This is a genomic window from Ornithinimicrobium avium (assembly GCF_003351765.1).
Taxonomy (GTDB): domain Bacteria; phylum Actinomycetota; class Actinomycetes; order Actinomycetales; family Dermatophilaceae; genus Ornithinicoccus; species Ornithinicoccus avius.
In genome coordinates this window covers 788103-806748 of record NZ_CP031229.1, presented here as the reverse complement: position 1 = coordinate 806748, position 18646 = coordinate 788103, and the positions used below count along the sequence as shown (strand labels likewise).

At 72.7% G+C, this 18646-nt stretch carries 18 protein-coding genes; 7 read left to right on the top strand and 11 right to left on the bottom strand.

What is annotated here, in order from left to right:
• Positions 1-12: 12 nt before the first annotated feature.
• Genes DV701_RS03820 through DV701_RS03800 form a run of 5 tightly spaced genes read right to left on the bottom strand, consistent with a single transcriptional unit; the run spans position 13 to position 4226 of the window.
• Positions 13-312: a DUF2218 domain-containing protein gene (locus tag DV701_RS03820; protein ID WP_114927138.1), complete on the bottom strand. Its 300-nt coding sequence runs from the start codon at positions 310-312 to the stop codon at positions 13-15.
• On the bottom strand, positions 309-1220 hold the full coding sequence (locus DV701_RS03815; protein ID WP_114927137.1) for an iron ABC transporter ATP-binding protein: 912 nt from the start codon (positions 1218-1220) through the stop codon (positions 309-311). Before DV701_RS03815 ends, DV701_RS03820 begins: the two co-directional genes overlap by 4 nt.
• Positions 1217-2236 (bottom strand): iron chelate uptake ABC transporter family permease subunit, encoded by a 1020-nt coding sequence (locus DV701_RS03810; protein ID WP_114927136.1) that lies wholly within the window; start codon positions 2234-2236, stop codon positions 1217-1219. Before DV701_RS03810 ends, DV701_RS03815 begins: the two co-directional genes overlap by 4 nt.
• Positions 2233-3264, bottom strand: coding sequence for an ABC transporter permease (locus DV701_RS03805; protein ID WP_202863623.1), 1032 nt, complete (start codon positions 3262-3264; stop codon positions 2233-2235). The genes DV701_RS03810 and DV701_RS03805 overlap by 4 nt, the downstream gene beginning before the upstream one ends.
• Entirely contained in the window at positions 3261-4226 is a 966-nt protein-coding gene (locus DV701_RS03800) for a siderophore ABC transporter substrate-binding protein (protein WP_162802773.1), read from the bottom strand. Before DV701_RS03800 ends, DV701_RS03805 begins: the two co-directional genes overlap by 4 nt.
• 108 nt (positions 4227-4334) lie before the next feature.
• Here DV701_RS03800 and DV701_RS03795 point away from each other — a divergent pair, with 108 nt between their 5' ends.
• From DV701_RS03795 to DV701_RS19200, 5 genes are all read left to right on the top strand, one after another.
• Positions 4335-5990 (top strand): ABC1 kinase family protein, encoded by a 1656-nt coding sequence (locus DV701_RS03795; RefSeq protein ID WP_114927134.1) that lies wholly within the window; start codon positions 4335-4337, stop codon positions 5988-5990.
• A 105-nt stretch (positions 5991-6095) separates the two neighbouring features.
• The gene (locus tag DV701_RS03790; protein ID WP_114927133.1) at positions 6096-6455 is read left to right on the top strand and encodes a hypothetical protein; all 360 of its coding nucleotides are present in this window, start codon (positions 6096-6098) and stop codon (positions 6453-6455) included.
• 91 nt (positions 6456-6546) lie between these two features.
• Positions 6547-8430, top strand: a complete 1884-nt coding sequence (gene dxs, locus DV701_RS03785; RefSeq protein ID WP_114927132.1) for a 1-deoxy-D-xylulose-5-phosphate synthase — start codon at positions 6547-6549, stop codon at positions 8428-8430.
• A 10-nt stretch (positions 8431-8440) separates the two neighbouring features.
• Positions 8441-9367: a diacylglycerol/lipid kinase family protein gene (locus DV701_RS03780; protein ID WP_114927131.1), complete on the top strand. Its 927-nt coding sequence runs from the start codon at positions 8441-8443 to the stop codon at positions 9365-9367.
• A gap of 93 nt (positions 9368-9460) precedes the next feature.
• Positions 9461-11152: an OsmC family peroxiredoxin gene (locus DV701_RS19200; RefSeq protein WP_324616614.1), complete on the top strand. Its 1692-nt coding sequence runs from the start codon at positions 9461-9463 to the stop codon at positions 11150-11152.
• Positions 11153-11385: 233 nt separating this feature from the next.
• Here DV701_RS19200 and DV701_RS19080 read toward each other — a convergent pair whose 3' ends face one another.
• The 4 genes from DV701_RS19080 to DV701_RS03755 form a co-directional block, all read right to left on the bottom strand.
• The gene (locus tag DV701_RS19080) at positions 11386-13032 is read right to left on the bottom strand and encodes an HNH endonuclease (protein WP_162802772.1); all 1647 of its coding nucleotides are present in this window, start codon (positions 13030-13032) and stop codon (positions 11386-11388) included.
• A 170-nt stretch (positions 13033-13202) separates the two neighbouring features.
• A complete protein-coding gene (locus tag DV701_RS03765; protein ID WP_114927129.1) occupies positions 13203-14708 on the bottom strand; it encodes a tripartite tricarboxylate transporter permease in 1506 nt (501 codons plus the stop codon).
• 1 nt (position 14709) lies between these two features.
• On the bottom strand, positions 14710-15309 hold the full coding sequence (locus tag DV701_RS03760) for a tripartite tricarboxylate transporter TctB family protein (protein WP_228255208.1): 600 nt from the start codon (positions 15307-15309) through the stop codon (positions 14710-14712).
• Positions 15306-16373, bottom strand: a complete 1068-nt coding sequence (locus DV701_RS03755) for a tripartite tricarboxylate transporter substrate binding protein (protein ID WP_114927128.1) — start codon at positions 16371-16373, stop codon at positions 15306-15308. Before DV701_RS03755 ends, DV701_RS03760 begins: the two co-directional genes overlap by 4 nt.
• A gap of 102 nt (positions 16374-16475) precedes the next feature.
• Between DV701_RS03755 and DV701_RS03750 the strand changes: the two genes are divergently transcribed.
• Both DV701_RS03750 and DV701_RS03745 read left to right on the top strand, forming a co-directional pair.
• Positions 16476-16829, top strand: coding sequence for a universal stress protein (locus DV701_RS03750; protein ID WP_114927127.1), 354 nt, complete (start codon positions 16476-16478; stop codon positions 16827-16829).
• Positions 16830-16948: 119 nt separating this feature from the next.
• Positions 16949-17728: an inositol monophosphatase family protein gene (locus DV701_RS03745; protein ID WP_228255207.1), complete on the top strand. Its 780-nt coding sequence runs from the start codon at positions 16949-16951 to the stop codon at positions 17726-17728.
• On the opposite strand, the gene DV701_RS03740 is transcribed toward DV701_RS03745, so the two are convergent.
• Together DV701_RS03740 and DV701_RS03735 are read right to left on the bottom strand one after the other, a co-directional pair.
• Positions 17703-18263, bottom strand: a complete 561-nt coding sequence (locus DV701_RS03740) for a DUF2127 domain-containing protein (protein ID WP_114927125.1) — start codon at positions 18261-18263, stop codon at positions 17703-17705. The genes DV701_RS03745 and DV701_RS03740 overlap by 26 nt on opposite strands.
• A complete protein-coding gene (locus tag DV701_RS03735; RefSeq protein ID WP_114927124.1) occupies positions 18260-18643 on the bottom strand; it encodes a DUF2304 domain-containing protein in 384 nt (127 codons plus the stop codon). The genes DV701_RS03740 and DV701_RS03735 overlap by 4 nt, the downstream gene beginning before the upstream one ends.
• Between the last annotated feature and the right edge of the window lie 3 nt (positions 18644-18646).

The following is an 18646-nucleotide window of genomic DNA, read 5'->3' as shown; positions in this document are numbered from 1 at the left end:
GGGCACGGCCGGTCAGGCGGTCCAGCTCACCCGGAGCTCGGCCTTGGCGCCGAACCGCTCCAGGTGCGAGCCGACGACCTGCGCCATCCGCTCCAGAGCGGCCTCGCTGTCGGACGCCGCGCGCATCCGCAGCGTGCCGTTTGCGGTGGTGTCCAGCTGGCAGCTGGCGACCTGACCGTCGAAGTCCATCGTCAGGCGCGGCCCCTGCGCGGTCTCCTCGACGGTCATCTTGCGGCCGAGGTGGGAGGCGAGCTGCTTGGCGTAGCGCGCGGGTGCGTCGGTGCTGACAAGGGCGGTGCGGGTCTGGGTCATCGGAGATCTCCTGCGGTCACGGTGTCGGGCTGGGTGGTGGTCCGGGTATGGGGTGCGCCGCCCTGCGGGGGCCTCCCCGGGTGGTCCTCGGTCACCGCGTCGAGCAGGTCGCGCAGGTCGACGGCCGAGGGAGGCGGCACGGGGGCGCCGGGGGTCCAGAAGATGCCCAGGCGCATGCCGTTGAGGTCCTGGACGTGGATGTCCATGTCGAAGACGTCCTGGAGCACCTCGCGGCGCATGATCTGCCCGGGCGGGCCTGCCGCCACGACCGCGCCGTCGCGCATCGCCACGATGTGGTCGGAGTAGGCCGAGGCGAAGTTGATGTCGTGCATGACGACCACGACGGTCTTGCCGAGCTCGTCCACGGCGCGGCGCACCAGCGACATCATCGCGGCCGAGTGCTTCATGTCCAGGTTGTTCAGCGGCTCGTCCAGGAGCAGGTAGTCGGTGTCCTGGGCCAGCACCATCGCGATGAAGGCCCGCTGGCGCTGGCCGCCGGAGAGCTGGTCGAGGTAGCGGTCGCGCAGCGGCTCCATCTCCAGCCAGTCCATGGCCTCCTCGACCTTGGCGTGGCACCGCGCGGTGAGCCGCCCGCCGGAGTGCGGGAAGCGGCCGAAGCGGACCAGGTCGAGCACGGTCAGCCGGGCCGCGACCTGGTTGTCCTGGCGCAGCACGGCCAGCCGCCGGGCGACCTCGCCGTCGCGCGCGGACAGCACCTCCAGGCCGTCGACGGTGACGCTGCCGGCGGTGGGGCGCAGCAGGCGCGAGATCACCGAGAAGAGCGTGGACTTGCCGGCACCGTTCGGCCCGATGACCGAGGTGAGGCGGCCGGCGGGCAGCGCGAGGCTGACGTCGTCGAGCACCGTGGTGGTGCCGTAGCGGTGGGTGACGCGGTCGATGGTGATCACAGCAGGACCGTCCTCATCAGCAGGCGCAGGAAGTAGAGACCGCCGACCAGGTTGACGACGACGCTCAGGGTGGTGGTCAGGTCGAAGACGTGCACGACGACGAGCTGGCCGGCCACGCAGGTCAGCACCCCGACCAGGATCGCGACCGGGACGAGCACGGCGTGCCGGTGGGTGGGGACGAGCTGGCGGGCCAGGTTGGCCACGACCAGCCCGAGGAAGAGCATCGGCCCCACCAGCGCGGTCGCCGCCGCGACGAGCATGGTCGTCACCGCCAGGGTGATGCGCACCGTGCGGTGGAAGGGGACGCCGAGGGTGACCGCGGGGTCGTGCCCGAGCGCGACGACGTCGAGCCGGCGGCCGAGGGGCACCAGCGCGGCGATGCCGAGCACGGTGACGACCCCGGCGGTCCAGAGCAGCCCGGGGTCGGCCGTGCTGAAGCTGGCGAACATGACGTCCTGGAGGGTCAGGAAGTCGTCGGGGGAGAGCAGCCGGGAGGACAGCGAGGTCAACGAGGCGAAGAAGGAGCCCAGCACGACGCCGACGAGGACGAGCATGAGCAGGTTGCGGCTGGACCGCCGGAACAGCCAGGTGAACAGGAGCCACCCGAAGACGGTCAGCAGGACGGCGTCGAGGAGGAAGTGCTGGCCCGGGGTGAGCGCCAGGAAGGCTGCCGAGCCCAGCGCGTAGACGATCACCGTCTGGATCAGCATGTAGAGCGCGTCGAAGCCCATCACGCTGGGGGTGAGGATCCGGCTGCCCGCCACGGTCTGGAAGACCAGGCTCGAGGCGCCCACCGCCGCGCCCGTGATCAGCAGCGCGGCCAGCTGCCGGGTCCGCAGGTCCATCGCGTAGGACCAGGAGCCGCGCACGTCGTAGAGCAGGTATGCGGTGCACGCGGCGGCCACGAGGAGGGCCAGGGCGACGACGACCGTCCTGGTGCGGGAGACCCGCTGGTCCTCGGTGGCGGGGGTGTCCGGCGAGGAGCGGCGGGAGGGCGCGGGGGCGATGGTGGTCATGTGCCGGACGCCTTCCCGGCGCGCAGGATGAGCACCACGAAGACCGCCGCGCCGACCGCCCCGGCGATCGTCGCGACCGGGAGCTCGTAGGGGTAGTGGACGGTGCGTGCGACGACGTCGCACAGCAGCACGAAGCCGGCACCGGCCAGCGCGGTGGCCGGGAGCACGCGGCGCAGGTTGTCGCCGAGGAGCAGGGTCACGACGTTGGGCACGATGAGGCCGAGGAAGGGGATCGCACCCACGACCACGACCACGACCGCCGCCATCACCGAGACGACGACCAGACCGACATACATGGTCCGTCGGTAGTGCAGGCCCAGGTTGGTCGCCATCGAGCGGCCCATGCCGACGACGGTGAAGCGGTCGGCCCACAGGTAGCCCAGGACCCCCACCGCGAGGACGACGTAGATCGGCTCGTAGCGCCCCTGGAGGATCCCCGAGAACGACCCGGTGGTCCAGATGTCGAGGTACTGCACCAGGTCGCGCTGGTAGGCGATGAAGGTGGTGACCGCGCCGATGACGGCGCCGTACATGAGGCCGACGAGCGCCACGACGATCGGGTCCTGGTGGCGGATCCGCTCGAGCAGCTGCAGGAAGACGAGGGTGCCGGCCACCGCGGTGAGGATGGCGACGAGCATCTTGACCAGGAGCGAGGCGTCGCCGAAGAGCAGGGTGGCCACGAGGATGCCGAGCACGGCGGCCTCGACGGTCCCCGAGGTGGAGGGGGAGACGAAGCGGTTCTGGGTGATCCGCTGCATGATCAGGCCCGCCACCGAGAGCGCGGCGCCGGCCAGCAGCACCGCTGCGGTGCGCGGGATGCGGGAGACGGTGAGGATCTGCCACTGCTCGGCGCTCGGGCTGAGCAGGTCAGCGACGCCGACGTCGGCCACGCCGATGCCCAGGGAGAGGTAGGCGGCGACGAGCAGGGCACCGGTGGCGGCCAGGAGCGGCAGCCGCGAGGCTGGCTCCCGCCCCCCGGCCGGTGCGGGTGCCGGGGGGCGGGAGGGTGCCTCGACCGTGCTGCTCACAGGGCCTTCTGGACGTCCTCGACCATCTGGGCCAGCGAGGCGGGGGCGGCGTTGGCGATGTACCAGGAGAAGCCGTCGACCTGGACGATCCGCCCGTCGGCGGCCGCCCTGGTCGTGTCGACCAGGCCGTTGTCCAGCACCTCGAGGGCGGACTGGGCCTCCTCGCCGATGGCCTGGGAACGGTCCAGGACATAGATGACGTCCGGGTCGTACTGGGTGAAGAACTCCTGGCTGATCTCCTGGCCGTGCTCGTTCTCCGAGTCGACCGGGGCGCCGGTGTCGGCGAAGCCGAAGTCCTCGTGGACAACGCCGAAGCGCGAGCCGGGGCCGTAGGCGCTGACCGTGCCGCCAGAGACCTGGACGAACATGGCCGTGTCGCCCGCCGCGACCACCTGCTCGCGGACGGCCCCGACGCCCGCGGTGACCTCGTCCATCTGGGCCTGGGCCTCGTCCTGGAGCCCGAAGATGCGGCCGAGGTCGACGACGCGGTCCTCGATGGTGACGAGCTGGTCGGCCGGGTCCTCCCAGCGCGCCGACATGTCGACGACGTTGGGCGTGATCTTCTTCATCTCCGCGACGATCTCGGGGGTGCCGGACCGGCTGGCGACGATGACGAGGTCGGGCTCGAGGGCGCTGATCGCCTCGAAGTCGGGCTCGCGGACGCTCCCTACCGTGGCGACGTCGGCCAGCCCGGACATGTCGTCGGGCAGGCCGGCGGTCGCGGCGGGCACGCCGTCGAGCTCGACGCCGAGCCCGTCGAGGGTCCGGGCGACGCTCCAGTCCGTGGTGACGACGACCTCGGGGTCGAGCGGGACCTCGACCTCGGCACCGGAGGCGTCGGTGACGGTGACGGTCGCGCCCGTCCCGTCCGAGCCGGTGGTGGGGGAGCCGGCAGCGCAGGCGGTGAGCAGCAGGGCGGCGGCCCCGCCGGAGGCGGCGAGCAGCGGAAAGGTGAGTCTCATGTGCTCCATCCAGGGTTAGGAGAGGCAAGCCTAACCATGAGTCCCGCAGTTGGACAAAAGAGGCGCGCCGCCAGGTGGCACGGCACCGGCGCCGGGTAACGTGCAGTCATGGCTGGGCACCTGCAGCGGTACCGGGAGATCACCGGCGTCCTGGCCCGGTACGGCCTGCACGCGACGGCCGTCCAGGCAGGCCTGGCCCGCTGGCTGCCGTACCGCGCCGACCAGGTCGACGCCGGCACGGACGTGGACGTCCGGCCCGAGCTCCTGGTCCGGACCTTCGAGGAGCTCGGCACCACGTTCATCAAGCTGGGTCAGCTGGTCTCCTCCCGGCCGGACGTCTTCCCCGAGGCCTACTGCACCGCGTTCGCCAAGCTGACCGACGCCGCTGTCCCGGTGCCCTTCGATGCGGTGCGAGCGGCGGTGCACGAGGACTTCGGCGCCGGCGTGGACGAGCTCTACGCCTGGTTCGACCCGGTGCCGCTGGCCACCGCCTCGATCGGCCAGGCCCACCGGGCGCGGCTGCACGACGGGCGCTCGGTGGTGGTCAAGGTGCGCAAGCCCGGCGTGGTCGACCAGGTTCGGACCGACCTGGAGATCCTGCGCAACCTGGCCGGCCACCTGTCCCGCAACTCCCAGCTGTTCTCCGACCTGGACCTCGTCGGCCTGGTCGAGGAGTTCTCCCGGTCGCTGCGCGCGGAGCTGGACTACCTCACCGAGGCACGGGCCTGCGAGGAGTTCGCGGAGAACCTCCGCGGCAACCCGGGCGTGCACGTCCCGTGGGTGGACTGGTCGACCACGACGTCGCGCGTGCTGACGATGGAGGAGCTGTCCGGGATCCGGATCGACGACGTGCCCGCCCTGGACGTGGCGGGTATCGACCGGCCCGACCTCGCCCACCGGGCGGTCGCGGTGCTGATGCGGATGGTCTTCGAGGACGGGGTCTTCCACGCCGACCCGCACGCGGGCAACCTCTTCGTCGAGCAAGACGGCACCATCGGCGTCATCGACTTCGGCATGGTGGGCCGGGTCAGCCCGGCGATGCGCCGCGACTTCGCCAGGATGATCGTCTCCCTCTTCCGGCAGGACGCCGACGGGCTGGTGAGCGCGCTCCTGCAGGTCGCCCCGCCGCGCGGCGCCCTGGACCGGAGCCGGCTGCGCAGGGACGTGGCCCGGCTGACCGGGTGGCTGGACGGCAGGGCGCTGGCCGCCATCCAGGTGGACGCGGTCGCCGACCAGATCTTCACGCTGGTCCGCCACCACCGTCTCGCGCTCCCGCCGGAGGTCGTGCAGATCTTCCGGATGCTGATCATCGCCGACGGGCTGGGCCGCCGGCTCCACCCGGGATTCGACCTGACCGACGCCCTCTACCCCTTCGCGCAGCGCCTGATCGAGGAGCGGCTCAGCCCCCGGCAGGTGGCCGGTCGGCTGGGCAGCGCCACGATGGCCGCCGCCGAGCTGGGTCTGGACCTGCCGGCCTACGCGCGGACGCTGATCGAGCGCATCGACTCCGGCGGGGTGGACGTCAACATCCGGGCCGGCGAGCTCGAGCCCCTCGTGGAGCGGATGGAGCGCACCGGCGACCGGGTGGTGGCGGCGCTGGTCGTGGCGGCCATGATCACCGGCGGCACCAACGTGCTGGTCGCCTACAAGGACCGCCTGGGCCGGTTCGCGGGACCGCTGGTCGCCGGGGGCGGAGCGGCCCTGACCGCCGGCAGCGCCTACTTGGCGTGGACCGGTCGGCCCCGCCGGATCAGACCCCGTTGACAGACCTGGCTGAGGGTCCCGGCGCACGAGCGGCGGTGCGGCCGTGCGGCGGTGCAGGTTCTCGAGGGCTGGGGCATGTCGGCGCAAGGTCGTACACTTGTTCGCATGACGAGCGGACCCCCTGGCTGGCCGGACCGGGTGCCCCCCGCCGGCGTCCCCGGGTGGGAGCAGGCGGCGGTGTCCTGGCTGCTGGACCAGTGTCCGGCGGACTACCGCGCCTACCAGGCGTGGCGCCGCCACCCGGCGGCGCTGGCGTGGGTGGCGACGAGGCACCTGGAGGCCCAGCTCGAGGCGATGCGGGGCGCGTGGCGCGACGTGCGCCCCGACCTCGGTCCGGTGCTGCCCGCCGGGAGCCTGGGGGAGGTGCTCGACTCCCTCGCCCGCGAAGGGCTGCGCCTGCGGGCGGCCCACCGCGCGGCCGGTCTGCTGCTGGAGGCGCTGCGGCTGCGGGCCCCGCTGCGGTGAGCCACAGCGACTCCCCAGCGGCATCGACCTAGACTGTGCAGATTCATCGCGGACGCGGTCGAGACGACGATGCCGAGGTAAGGACGCCCCTGTGGGACTCATGCGCACGATCACCGGCCCGAGCGACCTCAAGCGGCTCTCCGCGCACCAGGTCGACCTGCTCGCCCAGGAGATCCGCGACTACCTCATCGACTCGGTCTCGCGCACCGGCGGGCACCTGGGCCCCAACCTCGGGGTGGTGGAGCTGACCATCGCGCTGCACCGGGTCTTCGACTCCCCGCGCGACACGCTCCTGTTCGACACCGGGCACATCGGCTACGTGCACAAGCTGCTCACCGGCCGCCACGACTTCTCCGGGCTGCGCAAGGAGGGCGGCCTGTCCGGCTACCCGAGCCGCTCGGAGTCCGACCACGACGTCATCGAGAACTCGCACGCCTCGACCTCGCTGTCGTGGGCGATCGGCATCGCCAGCGGGCGCAAGCTGCGCGGCGAGACCGACCGGCACACCGTCGCAGTCATCGGCGACGGCGCGCTCACCGGCGGGATGGCCTGGGAGGCCCTCAACAACATCGCCGAGCAGCGGGACCTGCCCCTGGTCATCGTGATCAACGACAACGAGCGCTCCTACGCGGCCACCCGCGGCGGGATGGCGGACTACCTCGCCTCCCTGCGCGCCACCCCCGAGTACGAGAACGTGCTCTCCTGGGGCAAGCGTCAGCTCCACCGGACCCCGGTCGTGGGCCGCCAGGTCTACGAGACGCTGCACGGGATGAAGAAGGGCCTGAAGGACATCGTCAGCCCGCAGGGGATGTTCGAGGACCTCGGGCTGAAGTATCTCGGCCCGGTCGACGGCCACGACGTGGAGGCGATGGAGACCGCGCTGCGCCGCGCCCACGACTTCGGCGGCGTGGTCCTGGTGCACGCCATCACCGAGAAGGGGCACGGCTACGACCCGGCCACCGCCGACGAGGCGGACCGCTTCCACGCGGTCGGCAAGATCAACCCCGAGACCGGGCTGCCGCTGGAGCTGTCGGGCCGCAGCTGGACCGACGAGGCCAGCGACGAGCTGGTACGCCTGGCGCGCGAGCGGGACGACATCGTGGCGCTGACCGCCTCGATGCTGATCCCGGTGGGCCTGCAGCCCTTCGCCGAGCGCTTCCCCGACCGGGTCTTCGACGTGGGCATCGCCGAGCAGCACGCGGTGACGATGGCCGCCGGACTGTCCTACGCGGGGCTGCACCCCGTGGTGTGCGTCTACGCGACCTTCCTCAACCGTGCCTTCGACCAGCTCCTCATGGACTGCGCGCTGCACCGCCAGGGCGTTACCCTCATGCTCGACCGGGCCGGGGTGACCGGCACCGACGGGGCCAGCCACAACGGCATGTGGGACCTGCGCCTGCTCGCCCTCGTCCCGGGGGTGCGGGTGGCCGCGCCGCGCGACGCCGAGCAGGTGGCCCGTGCGCTGCGCGAGGCGGTGGCCGTCGAGGACGGGCCCACCGTGCTGCGCTTCCCCAAGGGCACGGTCGCCGCGCCGATCGAGGCGGTCCGCACCTTCGGCGAGGTCGACGTCCTGCGGGACCTGCCGGCGGATCCGCAGAGCCCCGACGACCGCTTCGACCTGCTCCTCGTGGGCCTCGGGCCGATGGCCGCGACCGCCCTGGAGGTGGCGGACAAACTCTGGGCGGAGGGTCGTCGCGTGATGGTGGTCGACCCGCGCTGGGTGCTGCCGGTCAGCCCCGACCTGGTCGACCTGGCGCGAGGGGCGCGTGCCGTCGCGGTGGTCGAGGACGGCCTGACCGGCGGGATCGCCGACCGGGTGGCCCAGGCGCTCGACGAGGCCGGGCTCGACGTGCCCGTGCACGCCTACGGGCTGCCGCACTCCTTCCTGGCCCACGGCTCGCGCGAGCAGGTGCTCGAGCGGGTCGGTCTCACCGCCGGCTCCGTCGCGACCTCCCTGGCCGCCCACCTGGTCTGACCGGCCGCCGATGACGCCTCGCGACGGAGGCCCGCCGCGGGTCGCGGTCGTGGTCAACCCGGTCTCCCGCGCGGCCGCCGACGCCGTGCGCGCCGTCCGTGCGGCCTGCGGCTCGGCCCACGCCTCGGACCCGCTCGTCCTGGAGACCACGGTCGAGGAGCCCGGCGGCCCGCAGACCGGGTGTGCGGTGAGCCGCGGCGTCGACCGCGTCGTCGTCGCCGGGGGAGACGGGACCGTGCGTGAGGTGGCCGGCGCCCTTGCCGGTGCGGAGGCCGCGCTCGGTGTGGTGCCGGCAGGCACCGCGAACCTCTTCGCCCGCAGCGCACTGCTCCCGCTGCGCGACCCGGGCCGGGCGGCGCGCCTCGCGGTGTCCGCGGAGCCCCGGCCCACCGACCTGGGTGAGGCGGTGCTCACCAGTCCGGACGGCACGACGTCGCACCTGCCCTTCCTCGTCGTGGCCGGGCTCGGTCACGACGCGGCGACCCTGGCCGCGGTGCGCCCGCAGGCCAAGGCCCGGCTGCGGTGGCTGGCGTACTTCGCTCCAGGGCTGGGCAGGCTCGGCAGCCCCGGGCACGCGCTCGGCGTCCGGCTCGACGACGAGGAGCTGGAGACCGGCCCGCTGTGGAGCGTCCTGGCGGTCAACGCCGCCCGCCTGCCGGCGGGCGCGCGGGTGGTCCCGGGCGCACGGCTCGACGACGGTCTGCTCCACGTCGTCCTCGTCTCGCCCCGTGGACCGCGCGACTGGGTCAGGATCGCGCGGGCCGGCCTGGGACGGACCGCTCCCGGGGACCATCCCTCGCTGCGCTACCGCAGCGGCACACTCCTCGAGGTGACCGCCCCCGCACCCGTCCTGGCCCAGGTGGACGGCGACGTCGTGCCCGGCGTGACGGGCGCGCGCCTGGTCGTCCGGCCGGGCGTCCTGCTGGTCGCGCGCTGACCGGAGGGTCGCGACCGGAGGGTCGCGCAGGGCGCGGTGAGGGAGCACGGCATACCCTCGTCCGAGCGTCGTCCGACCGACCCCAGGAGCCCCATGGACCCCCTAGCCCAGCAGATCGTCGACCTGACCGCCGGCTGGCGGACCGGCGCCCCGGCGGAGGCCGAGGTGCTGCGCATCCTGCGGGAGGTGCCGGACGCCGAGCTGGACGCGGTGCTGGCCGACCTCGACGTCGACAAGGTCGTCGGCGACGTGGACGACCACGCCTGGGGGCCCGACCACCGCACCGAGCTGCTGGACCTGCTGCTGCGCGAGCGCGTCGACGAGCTCTCGCCCTCGACCCTGGCCGGCGTCATCTCCGCGCTGCACTCCGGCCCGACGCCGCGCTCGCACCAGGAGGCGATCGTGGACGTGCTCGTGTCCCGCAGCGGCGCGTCGTTCCACGACCTGAAGTACCGCCTCAACGCCACCGGCGACTACCACGACCTCGAGCACCTGGTCTTCCAGGACATCGACGAGGACCTGCGCGGACGGCTCCTGGAGCACTTCGCCGCCCAGGCGGGCGTCGACCCGACGTCCGACCTGCGGGTGCTGTGCGACATCGACGACACCGTCAGGTGCGCGATCCACGACGACCGCTACCCGCGGGGGACGGTCTACCCCGGTGTGGTCGAGCTGCTGCAGGCGCTCGACGACGGTGCGGCCGAGGAGCCTGGTCGTGCCGGCGACCTCACCTTCGTGACGGCACGGCCGAGCGGTCCGCGCGGGCTGGTGGAGCAGTACACCCGCAACGGGCTGGCCGTGCTGGGGCTGCCGCCGCACGCCGTGCTGGGCGGGTCGCTGCTCAACCTGCACACCAAGGCGGCGATCGCCGAGCGCAAGGTGCAGAACATGGAGCGAGACCACCTGCTCTTCCCCGAGTGCCGGATGGTCTTCGTCGGCGACAGCGGTCAGGCCGACGGACAGGTGGGTGCGCAGATGCACCGGACCGCGCCCGGGCACGTCGTCGGCACGCTGCTGCACAACGTCACGGACCTGACCGCGCAGGAGAGGGCGGACTGGGCCCGGCAGGGGGTGCACGTCTTCGACACCTACGCGGGAGCCGCCGCCCACGCGCTCCGGCTCGGGCTGGTCAGCGGGGAGCAGGCGAGGGCGGTCGCCGCGGCGACCCGTGAGGGGCTGGTCGCGCTCGACCTCGAGCCGGAAGAGCGGCAACGGTTGGAGCGTGACCTCGCCGTGGACGAGGCGGCGGTCGAGGAGCTGGTCGGGCGCCCCGCCCGTCAGGGCCCCCGACCCATGGGCGAGGATGGAAGAAGCCCGGTCGGGGCCGCCGGCCGGCGACGACAGGAGGATCAGATGGCACTCACCAGCACAGCCAGCGCCACGTGGAAGGGCAACCTCTTCCAGGGCTCCGGGGTGACCCGGATGGACAGCTCGGGCCTCGGCACCTTCGACCTGAACTGGAAGGCGCGCACCGAGGAGGGCCAGGCCGCCACCAACCCCGAGGAGCTTCTCGGCGCGGCCCACGCAGGCTGCTTCTCGATGGCCTTCTCCAACGCCCTCGACCAGAACGGCACCCCGCCGACCCAGCTGGACACGCAGGCCGAGGTGACCTTCGACACCAGCGACGGCCCGACCATCACCGGCGTGCACCTGACCGTGCGCGGACAGGTCGAGGGCATCTCGGCCGAGGACTTCCAGCGGATCGCCGAGGAGGCCAAGGCCGGCTGCCCCGTCTCCAAGGCGTTGGCCGGCACCAGCATCACGCTCACGGCCGAGCTGGCCTGACGGTCGCGGCGGCCGGGTCCGACGGGTGACAGACCTCTCGGACCCGGCCCGTGGGGGCGTCGTCCCACATCGCCCGGGCCACCGCCTGCGCGAAGAGTCCGTCCGCGTCCGTCTCGTGACCGCGGGCCACGAACCAGCGGCTCCCGGGCACGGGCGGGTATGCCGTGCGCTCTCGTCACGGGATGCGTCCACCCTCCGTGGGTGCGCACGGTGTTGCCGGCCGGCGCCGCCGCTCAGGCGGCGTCGGGTTGCTCGCTCCCGGGGGCCGGGGGCGCCGGGCCGCGGCCGGTGAGGGTGAACATCGCCGGTGGTGGTGGTCGGTAGCTCTCCGGCGGCGGGTCCTGGAACCGGTCCCGTTCGCGAGCCAGGTTGCAGCGGCGGCACAGTCCACGGCCGTTGTCCTCGGTGGCCGGGCCGCCGTCGCGGCGGCGGAGCACGTGGTCGACGTCCCGGACGGGGGCGCCGCACCAGGAGTTCCGGCAGGTGCGGTCCCGGGCGACCAGGAAGGAGCGGAGCGAGCCGGTGAAGTCCCGGCGCCGCGGGTCCCGGACGGTGAGGACGCCGGTGACGGGGTCGGAGTAGAGACGTCGGAGCCAGACCTTGGCCGCACGGACACCCGCGCTGTCGTCGCCGTCAGCGGTGGGGTCGCTCGTGCCGGGGGTGTTCGCGGCGCTGCAGGATCCGCCTGCGGGCGCCTTTGTGTCCGGAGTGGTCGGTGAGGCCGTCGCGGTCGCTCCCGTCGGCTGCGAGCTCTGCCCCGGTTGCGGGAACCCGTGGAAGAGGCTGCAGTCCCAGGAGACACAGCGCGGTCCGTCCGGGCAGACCTCCGGCTCCCCGACGTGCTCGCTGGCGACCCCGTCGTCGGTGCCCTGGTCGGTCTCGTCGGTGCCCTGGTCGGTCTCGTCGGTGCCCTGGTCGGCCTCGTCGCCGTCGGAGCTGGCTCCACCGTCGGCCGCCGGCCCTCCGAGCAGGTCCCGGGCGGTCTGCGCGGGGATCGGCCCGTAGCCCTCGAGGTCCGCCGCGTCGCTCCCGCCACCGAAGAGCGCCTCGTCGGTGATGAGCAGGCCTACCTCGACGTCGATGCCGTCGACCACCGATCGGCCGGTGAGACGCTCGACGAGAGCGTCGGCCATGAGCTGGTTGAGGGTCCGCGGGTCGCCGGACGCCTTGGCCGTGACCGCGTGCTCACGCAGGGCCTTGTAGCAGGTGGCCGCCTGGGCCGCGGGCAGGCGGGCGGACAGCACGGCCATCACGTCCGGCGCCGGCCGGCTTGAGACGCCGCGGTCCTTGGCGGCCTTCCGGGCCCGGGCGACGAAGCCGGCGGGATCCACCTCGTAGACCAGGGCCCGGACGGCGCTGGCGATCTCGGCGTTGGAGGCGCCCGCCAGGGAGCCGGCCAGCCGCTCGTCCACCTCGGCCCGGTCGCCAGGCTCCAGGCAGGTCGTCGCCTCGGTGATGGTCCGGGCCTGGTAGGCGCTGATCGTGCCCGTCTCGAGCGCGGCCAGGGCCCTGGGCATCTCGGCCACGAGGGCGCGGGCGCTGGTCAGGTCGCGCGAGCCCCAGTAGGGGGACGTCTTGCGGGCCGCGGCCAGGTCGTCGGCGACGGCCAGCCCGCGTCGGCCGGCGGGCACCCCGGCGCGGGCCTGCCCGGCGACCTGCGAGTCGCGGAAGGTGACCTGGCAGCGCACCGAGAGGGCGGCGGCCGAACGGGTCAGGTCCTCCAGGGAGCGCAGCAGCTCGAGCCGGGAGGCGTCGTCGAGGGAGGTGGCCTCGACCGTGGCGAGAGTCAGGCGCATCCGCTCCACGCGACCGACGGCGTCCAGGACGGAGGCGGTGCCGTCGCCGCCACGGTGCCGTGCCTGGTCGGTGCTGGTGCCCATCCGCGCCACCCCCTTGGTGGTCCTCTCAGCTCCGGCCCCTCCGACCGGAACTCGTACACACATACTAGTCCAAACTCGTACACACATACTAGTCCACGAGGGTCATCAGATGGAACAGTTGTCCACAACCGGCGTGTCGGGAGGACCGCTCAGAGGGGGCTGCTGCCGGCTCAGACGTCCGCGCGGGTGCGGCGCACCACCTTGGTCCACACGGTGACCAGCAGGACGACGGCGAGGATGCCGTAGAGGATCCAGGTGATCCAGCTGCTCACGAGGACGGAGTAGTCGCCGTTGGAGGACAGCAGCGCGTCACGCAACGAGGTCTCCGCGAGCGGCCCGAGCACCATACCGATCATCAGCGGGGCCAGCGGCATGTCGTGGCGGCGCATGATGAAACCGACGAACCCGATACCCAGCAGCAGCATGAGCTCGAAGGTCGAGCTGGAGGTGGCGTAGACGCCGAGCGCGCAGAAGACCGTGATGCCGCCGTAGAGGTAGGGCGCCGGGATGAGCAGGAGCTTGGCCCACAGCTGGGCGAACGGCAGGTTGATGATCAGCAGGATCACCATCGCGATGAAGAAGCTCGCCAGCAGCGGCCAGACCAGCTCCGGCGTCCGCTCGAAGAGAAGCGGGCCGGGCTGCAGGCCGTACTGCCGGAAGGCGGCGAGCATGATGGCCGCCGTGGCCGAGACCGGTAGACCGAGGGCCAGCAGGGCGCCCATCGCAGTGCCCGTGGTGGCGTTGCCGGCGGCCTCCGGCGCGGCCAGGCCGCGGATCGCGCCCTTGCCGAAGGCGGGCTCGCGGCGGCGTCGGTCCAGGCGGCGCTCCAGGTCGTAGGCCATGAAGGTGGGGACCTCGGAGCCGCCGACAGGGATGACTCCGAAGGGCAGCCCGATCGCCGTGCCGCGGGCCCAGGCCGGTGCGGCCTCCTTGAACTCCTTGCGGCTGAGCCAGGCCCGGCCCGAGGGGCGCATCGACACGACGTCGGGGTCGCGTCGGATGCGGGCCGCGATGTGGAAGACCTCGCCGAGGGCCAGCACCGCGACCGTGACCGTGACCAGCGAGATCCCGTCGAAGAGCTGCGGGGCGCCGAAGGTCGCCCGCTCCGCGCCGGACGTGGGGTCGATGCCCACGGTGGCGATCCCCAGGCCGAGGACCAGCGAGGCGAGCCCCTTGACGACGGAGTCGGAGACGACCGAGGAGGTTGCCACGAAGGCGAAGAGCGCCAGCGCGAAGTACTCGGCCGAGCCGAAGCTGGCCGACCAGCTGGCCAGCTGGGGAGCGAGGAAGACCACCACGACCGCAGCGATCATGCCGCCCACGAACGCGCCGATCGCCGCCGTGGCCAGCGCCTGCGCCGCACGGCCGTCCTTGGCCATCCGGTGGCCCTCGAAGGTCGAGGCGATCGCGGAGGCCTGTCCGGGCGTGTTCATCAGGATCGCCATCGTCGAGTCGCCGAAGAGGCCGCCGAAGTAGACGCCGGCGAACATGATGAACGCACCGGTCGGGTCCAGCGCGAACGTCATCGGCAGCAGCAGCGCCACCGCCATCGACGACCCGAGGCCGGGCAGCACGCCGACCGCCGTGCCGAGCAGGCAGCCGACGACGACCCACAGCAGGTTCATCGGGCTGAAGGCTCCGACGAAGCCCTGCCCGAGGAGCTCGAGCACCTCCATGTCAGATCCCCCCGAGGAAGCCGACGGGCAGGTTCAGGCTGAGACCCTGCACGAAGGCGATGTAGATGAGCGAGGAGAGCAGCAGCCCGAGACTGAGGTCGAAGACCGGGCGTCGGGAGCCGATGCCGCGGGCGACGCACCAGAACAGCAGCGCGGCCGCGAGGATCCAGCCGAGCACCTCCAGCACCAGCGTGAAGAGGATGAACCCGCCGACGCACCACGCCACGGCGCTCCAGTCGGTGAAGGTCCGGTAGCGCGGGCCGGTCGGGTCGGGGTCCTCGGGCACCTCCGGGTTGCGCAGGTAGTGCAGGACCAGCAGGGCGGCCAGGACGAGCCCGACGACCACCAGGATCATCGGGAAGAACTGCGGTCCGGGGAAGTCGGTGCCGTCGGGCACCTCCATGGTGACGACGCCGTAGAGCAGGTAGAGGCTGAAGGCGACCATGACCCCCGCCAGGGCCAGCCCGGAGCGTCCGTGCCAGAAGCCGTGGTCGGCCGTGCCGGTGCCGACGGCGGTGCGGCCCGGCGGTGGTGCGTCCTGCAGGGTCGGCGCAGTCTGCCGCCTCGGGTCGTGGGGAGTCCCCTGGTCGTCCTCGCTCACAGCCCGACCTCCTCGACCAGCGCCACGATCTGCGCGGTGTCCTCCGCGATGAAGACGTCCAGCTCGTCCCCGGTGAGGAAGACGTCGCTCCACTTGTTGCGTTCCATGGCGTCCTGCCACTCCGGTGTCTGCACGGTCTCGGTGATGATCTGCTGCAGCTCGGCGTACTGCTCGTCGGTGATCCCCGCGGGCGCCAGCAGACCGCGCCAGTTGGTCATGACCACGTCCTGTCCCTGCTCCACCAGGGTCGGCATGTCGATCCCCTCGACCCGCTCCGGGGCGACAATCGCCAGCCCCCTCATGCGGCCCGCCTCGATCTGGTCGGCGAACTCGTTGAAGCCGCTCACCGCGGCCTTCGCGCCCCCGGAGGTCAGCACCTGGATCGCCTCGGCGCCGCCGGACTTGGGGATGTAGGTGACGTCCTCGACGGGGACGCCGTTGAGGAGGGCGAGGTCGGCGATGATCAGGTGGTCCAGGCCGCCCGCGGACCCGCCGGTCCATGGGAAGCCGGCGGGGTCCTGCTGCCAGTCGGCGACCAGGTCCTCGATCGACTGGTACGGAGAGTCCGCCGGGACGACGATCACGTCGTACTCCTCGGAGACGCGCGCCAGGGGTCGGACGTCCTCGAGGGAGACGGGGGAGTCGTTGACCTCGATCGCGCCGATCATCACGCTGCCGGTCGTCATCAGCGTGTCGGCCTGGGCGTCCATGGTGGTGAACTTGCCCAGCCCGATGGTCCCTCCCGCACCGGGGATGTTGACCACCTGCACGTTGTTGACGATCTTCTGGGCACGCATCGCCGCCTGCAGCTCGCGGGTGAAGGTGTCCCAGCCGCCGCCGGCCCCTGCTGGCGCGATGAGCGTGAGGTTGGCGCGCAGGTCCTGCCCGGTGTGCGCCGAGCGGACCGAGCTGAACAGGGCCCACCCCACGACCAGGGCGACCACGACGCCGTAGACGACGAGCGCGACGGGACCTCGGGGCCCTCGTCGGCCGGCCGCGGCGCCCTGGGGGACGGCGACCGCGTCCCGTGCGGTGGCCGGCTCGTCTCCGTCAGGGGTGACCATGGTCCGTACCGTCCTCCCGGCCGTCGCCGCCGATGACCTCTTGTGCCTTAACATAGCGTCAACCACCCACTCCCCACAGAGGTCCGACCGGAGGAGCTTCCGATGACCGTCGTGCTGGCCCGCACCACCACCCCCGAGGGGACCGCGGCCCAGGACGCCGCCGTCGAGGAGGCCCGTCGTCGCGGGGAGGACCTGCTCGTCGTCGACCTCTCCGGCGAGGGCTCGGAGGTCGAGGACGCCGAGGGCGTCACGGTGACCCGGCGTGCCCTCGACGCGCGTGACCGCGACCCGGTCGGCGCGCTGCTCGACGTCGTCGCCGAGGTCGGTGCCAGCTGCATCGTCATGGGGATCAAGCACCGCACCGCGGTCGGGAAGCTCCTGCTGGGGTCCGCCGCGCAGAAGATCCTCCTCGAGGCCAACGTCCCGGTCATCGCCGTCAAGTCCGCCCAGACCTGAGGGTGGGCCCGCGAGCGCGACGACGAGCGGCACCACGGCATACCCGGAGGTGACCGGCGCCGAGCAGCTGGTCGGACGCCGGTCGGGAGCGCCGACGCGGGCGTGACATGGTGGGAGCCGTGCCCCTCGACACCTCTGCCGTCCTCACCCTGCTCCAGGAGACCGCCGCGGAGGTGATCGACCCCCGCTTCCGCGCCCTCCAGGACGGGGAGGTCTCCTCCAAGACCCACGCCGGCGACCTCGTCACGGTCGCCGACCAGGAGGCCGAGGTGATCATCACCGCGGCCCTGCGTGCGGCCTACCCCGACGCGCTGGTCCTGGGGGAGGAGGCGTATGCCGGGGACAAGGGACTCCTGGAGGCGTTCCGCCGCGCGGACCACGCGTTCACCGTCGACCCTGTCGACGGCACCCGCAACTTCGTCCACGGCTCGCCCGACCACGCGGTGATGGTCTCGGAGGTGCACGGCGGCCGCGCCGTGCGGGCGTGGATCTGGCAGCCGCAGCACCGCAGCGCCTATGTCGCCGAGCTGGGGGCCGGCCTGTGGCGCGACGGCGAGCGGGTCCGGGTCCACGAGCCCGCGCCGAGCCCCCAGGAGTGGGACGTGCGCACCTCGCGGCGCAGCGCGGTCGGCACGATGCTGGGCCCGCTCGGACCGCTCGCCCTGACGTGGGCCAGCTGCGGCATCGACTACCCGCACCTGGCCACGGGAGGGTGCGACGCGCTCATCTACCGCGGAACCATGCCCTGGGACCACGTGCCCGGGTCGCTGATGATGCACGAGGCCGGCGGCGTCGTGGGCACCGACGACGGCGGCCCCTACGGGCCCCGCAGCACGCCGGGGGCGATCGTCGGGGCGGTCGACGCCACGGTGCTCAGGACCGTCCTGAGCCACCTGTGAGCCTCGGGTCGCCGCCCGCCAGGTGGCGGTGCCGGCGGGCCCGGTGACGCCGCCACTCGTGCCAGGTCAGCGCCAGCACGAGGACGTCGAGGACGGTGAGCAGCGCCATCCCCACCGATCCCTGGGTCACGACGACGTAGAGCTGGTAGGCGATGAAGACCCCCAGCACGCCGATCATCCACGGGTAGGCCCAGAGCCGGTCGCGCAGGAGCGCCCAGACCAGGACGATCTTGACCACCGCGTGGCTGAGCAGATAGAGAAAGACGAACCACTGCGTCGACCCCGACACCGACCCGGCGTGGTCGCGGATCCAGGTGGCGACCGGGTCGTCGGGGTCCTCGATGAGCTCCCCGCGGGTGAGGACCACGGCGGCTCGCACCCACCAGCCGTGCGGGACGAACATCACGACGAGCGCGCTGACCAGCTCGGCCACCGCCAGCAGGCCCTTGCCCCAGAGACTCAGGCGGAAGAGTCGGTAGAGGACGCGCTCGTGCCGCTCGACCGGGGTGCTGGTGCGGGACCGTGCCGTCCTCACCGTTCCTCGGTGCCGGTGGCGTGGTGCTGCTCCTCCACGGCCCGGCGCAGCGCCAGCTCGCGAGCCAGCGTGGTCACCTGCTGCTCCACCTGCCGCATCCGGCGGTAGGAGGAGGCGACGTAGCCCAGGAAGAAGACCGTCAGCCCGTAGAGCAGCAGGTCCGCCCCACGCCCGACGCCGAGGAACTGGGCCACCTGCGTCAGCAGGCGCGGGAAGAGGACGGCCGCCGCGGCGAGCAGCACGAACCCGACGAGCAGCAGCCGGCGCACCGCCTGGTGGCGCGAGCCGGCCGTCGAGCGGTTGAGCATCAGGGTGATGACGACGACCGCCACGAGCAGGACGGTCTTGATCAGGGGCTGGTCCAGGGGCTGGTCGAGCATGGT

Bases quoted from the DNA above. Each gene is read 5' to 3' on its own strand.
- DV701_RS03765 (WP_114927129.1), bottom strand. From the start codon at position 14,708: ATGGAGGTGCTCGAGCTCCTCGGGCAGGGCTTCGTCGGAGCCTTCAGC.
- DV701_RS19200 (WP_324616614.1), top strand. From the start codon at position 9,461: ATGGACCCCCTAGCCCAGCAGATCGTCGACCTGACCGCCGGCTGGCGG.
- DV701_RS03735 (WP_114927124.1), bottom strand. From the start codon at position 18,643: ATGCTCGACCAGCCCCTGGACCAGCCCCTGATCAAGACCGTCCTGCTC.
- DV701_RS03755 (WP_114927128.1), bottom strand. From the start codon at position 16,373: ATGGTCACCCCTGACGGAGACGAGCCGGCCACCGCACGGGACGCGGTC.
- DV701_RS19080 (WP_162802772.1), bottom strand. From the start codon at position 13,032: ATGGGCACCAGCACCGACCAGGCACGGCACCGTGGCGGCGACGGCACC.
- DV701_RS03820 (WP_114927138.1), bottom strand. From the start codon at position 312: ATGACCCAGACCCGCACCGCCCTTGTCAGCACCGACGCACCCGCGCGC.
- DV701_RS03800 (WP_162802773.1), bottom strand. From the start codon at position 4,226: ATGAGACTCACCTTTCCGCTGCTCGCCGCCTCCGGCGGGGCCGCCGCC.
- DV701_RS03810 (WP_114927136.1), bottom strand. From the start codon at position 2,236: ATGACCACCATCGCCCCCGCGCCCTCCCGCCGCTCCTCGCCGGACACC.
- DV701_RS03790 (WP_114927133.1), top strand. From the start codon at position 6,096: ATGACGAGCGGACCCCCTGGCTGGCCGGACCGGGTGCCCCCCGCCGGC.
- DV701_RS03780 (WP_114927131.1), top strand. From the start codon at position 8,441: ATGACGCCTCGCGACGGAGGCCCGCCGCGGGTCGCGGTCGTGGTCAAC.
- DV701_RS03750 (WP_114927127.1), top strand. From the start codon at position 16,476: ATGACCGTCGTGCTGGCCCGCACCACCACCCCCGAGGGGACCGCGGCC.
- DV701_RS03795 (WP_114927134.1), top strand. From the start codon at position 4,335: ATGGCTGGGCACCTGCAGCGGTACCGGGAGATCACCGGCGTCCTGGCC.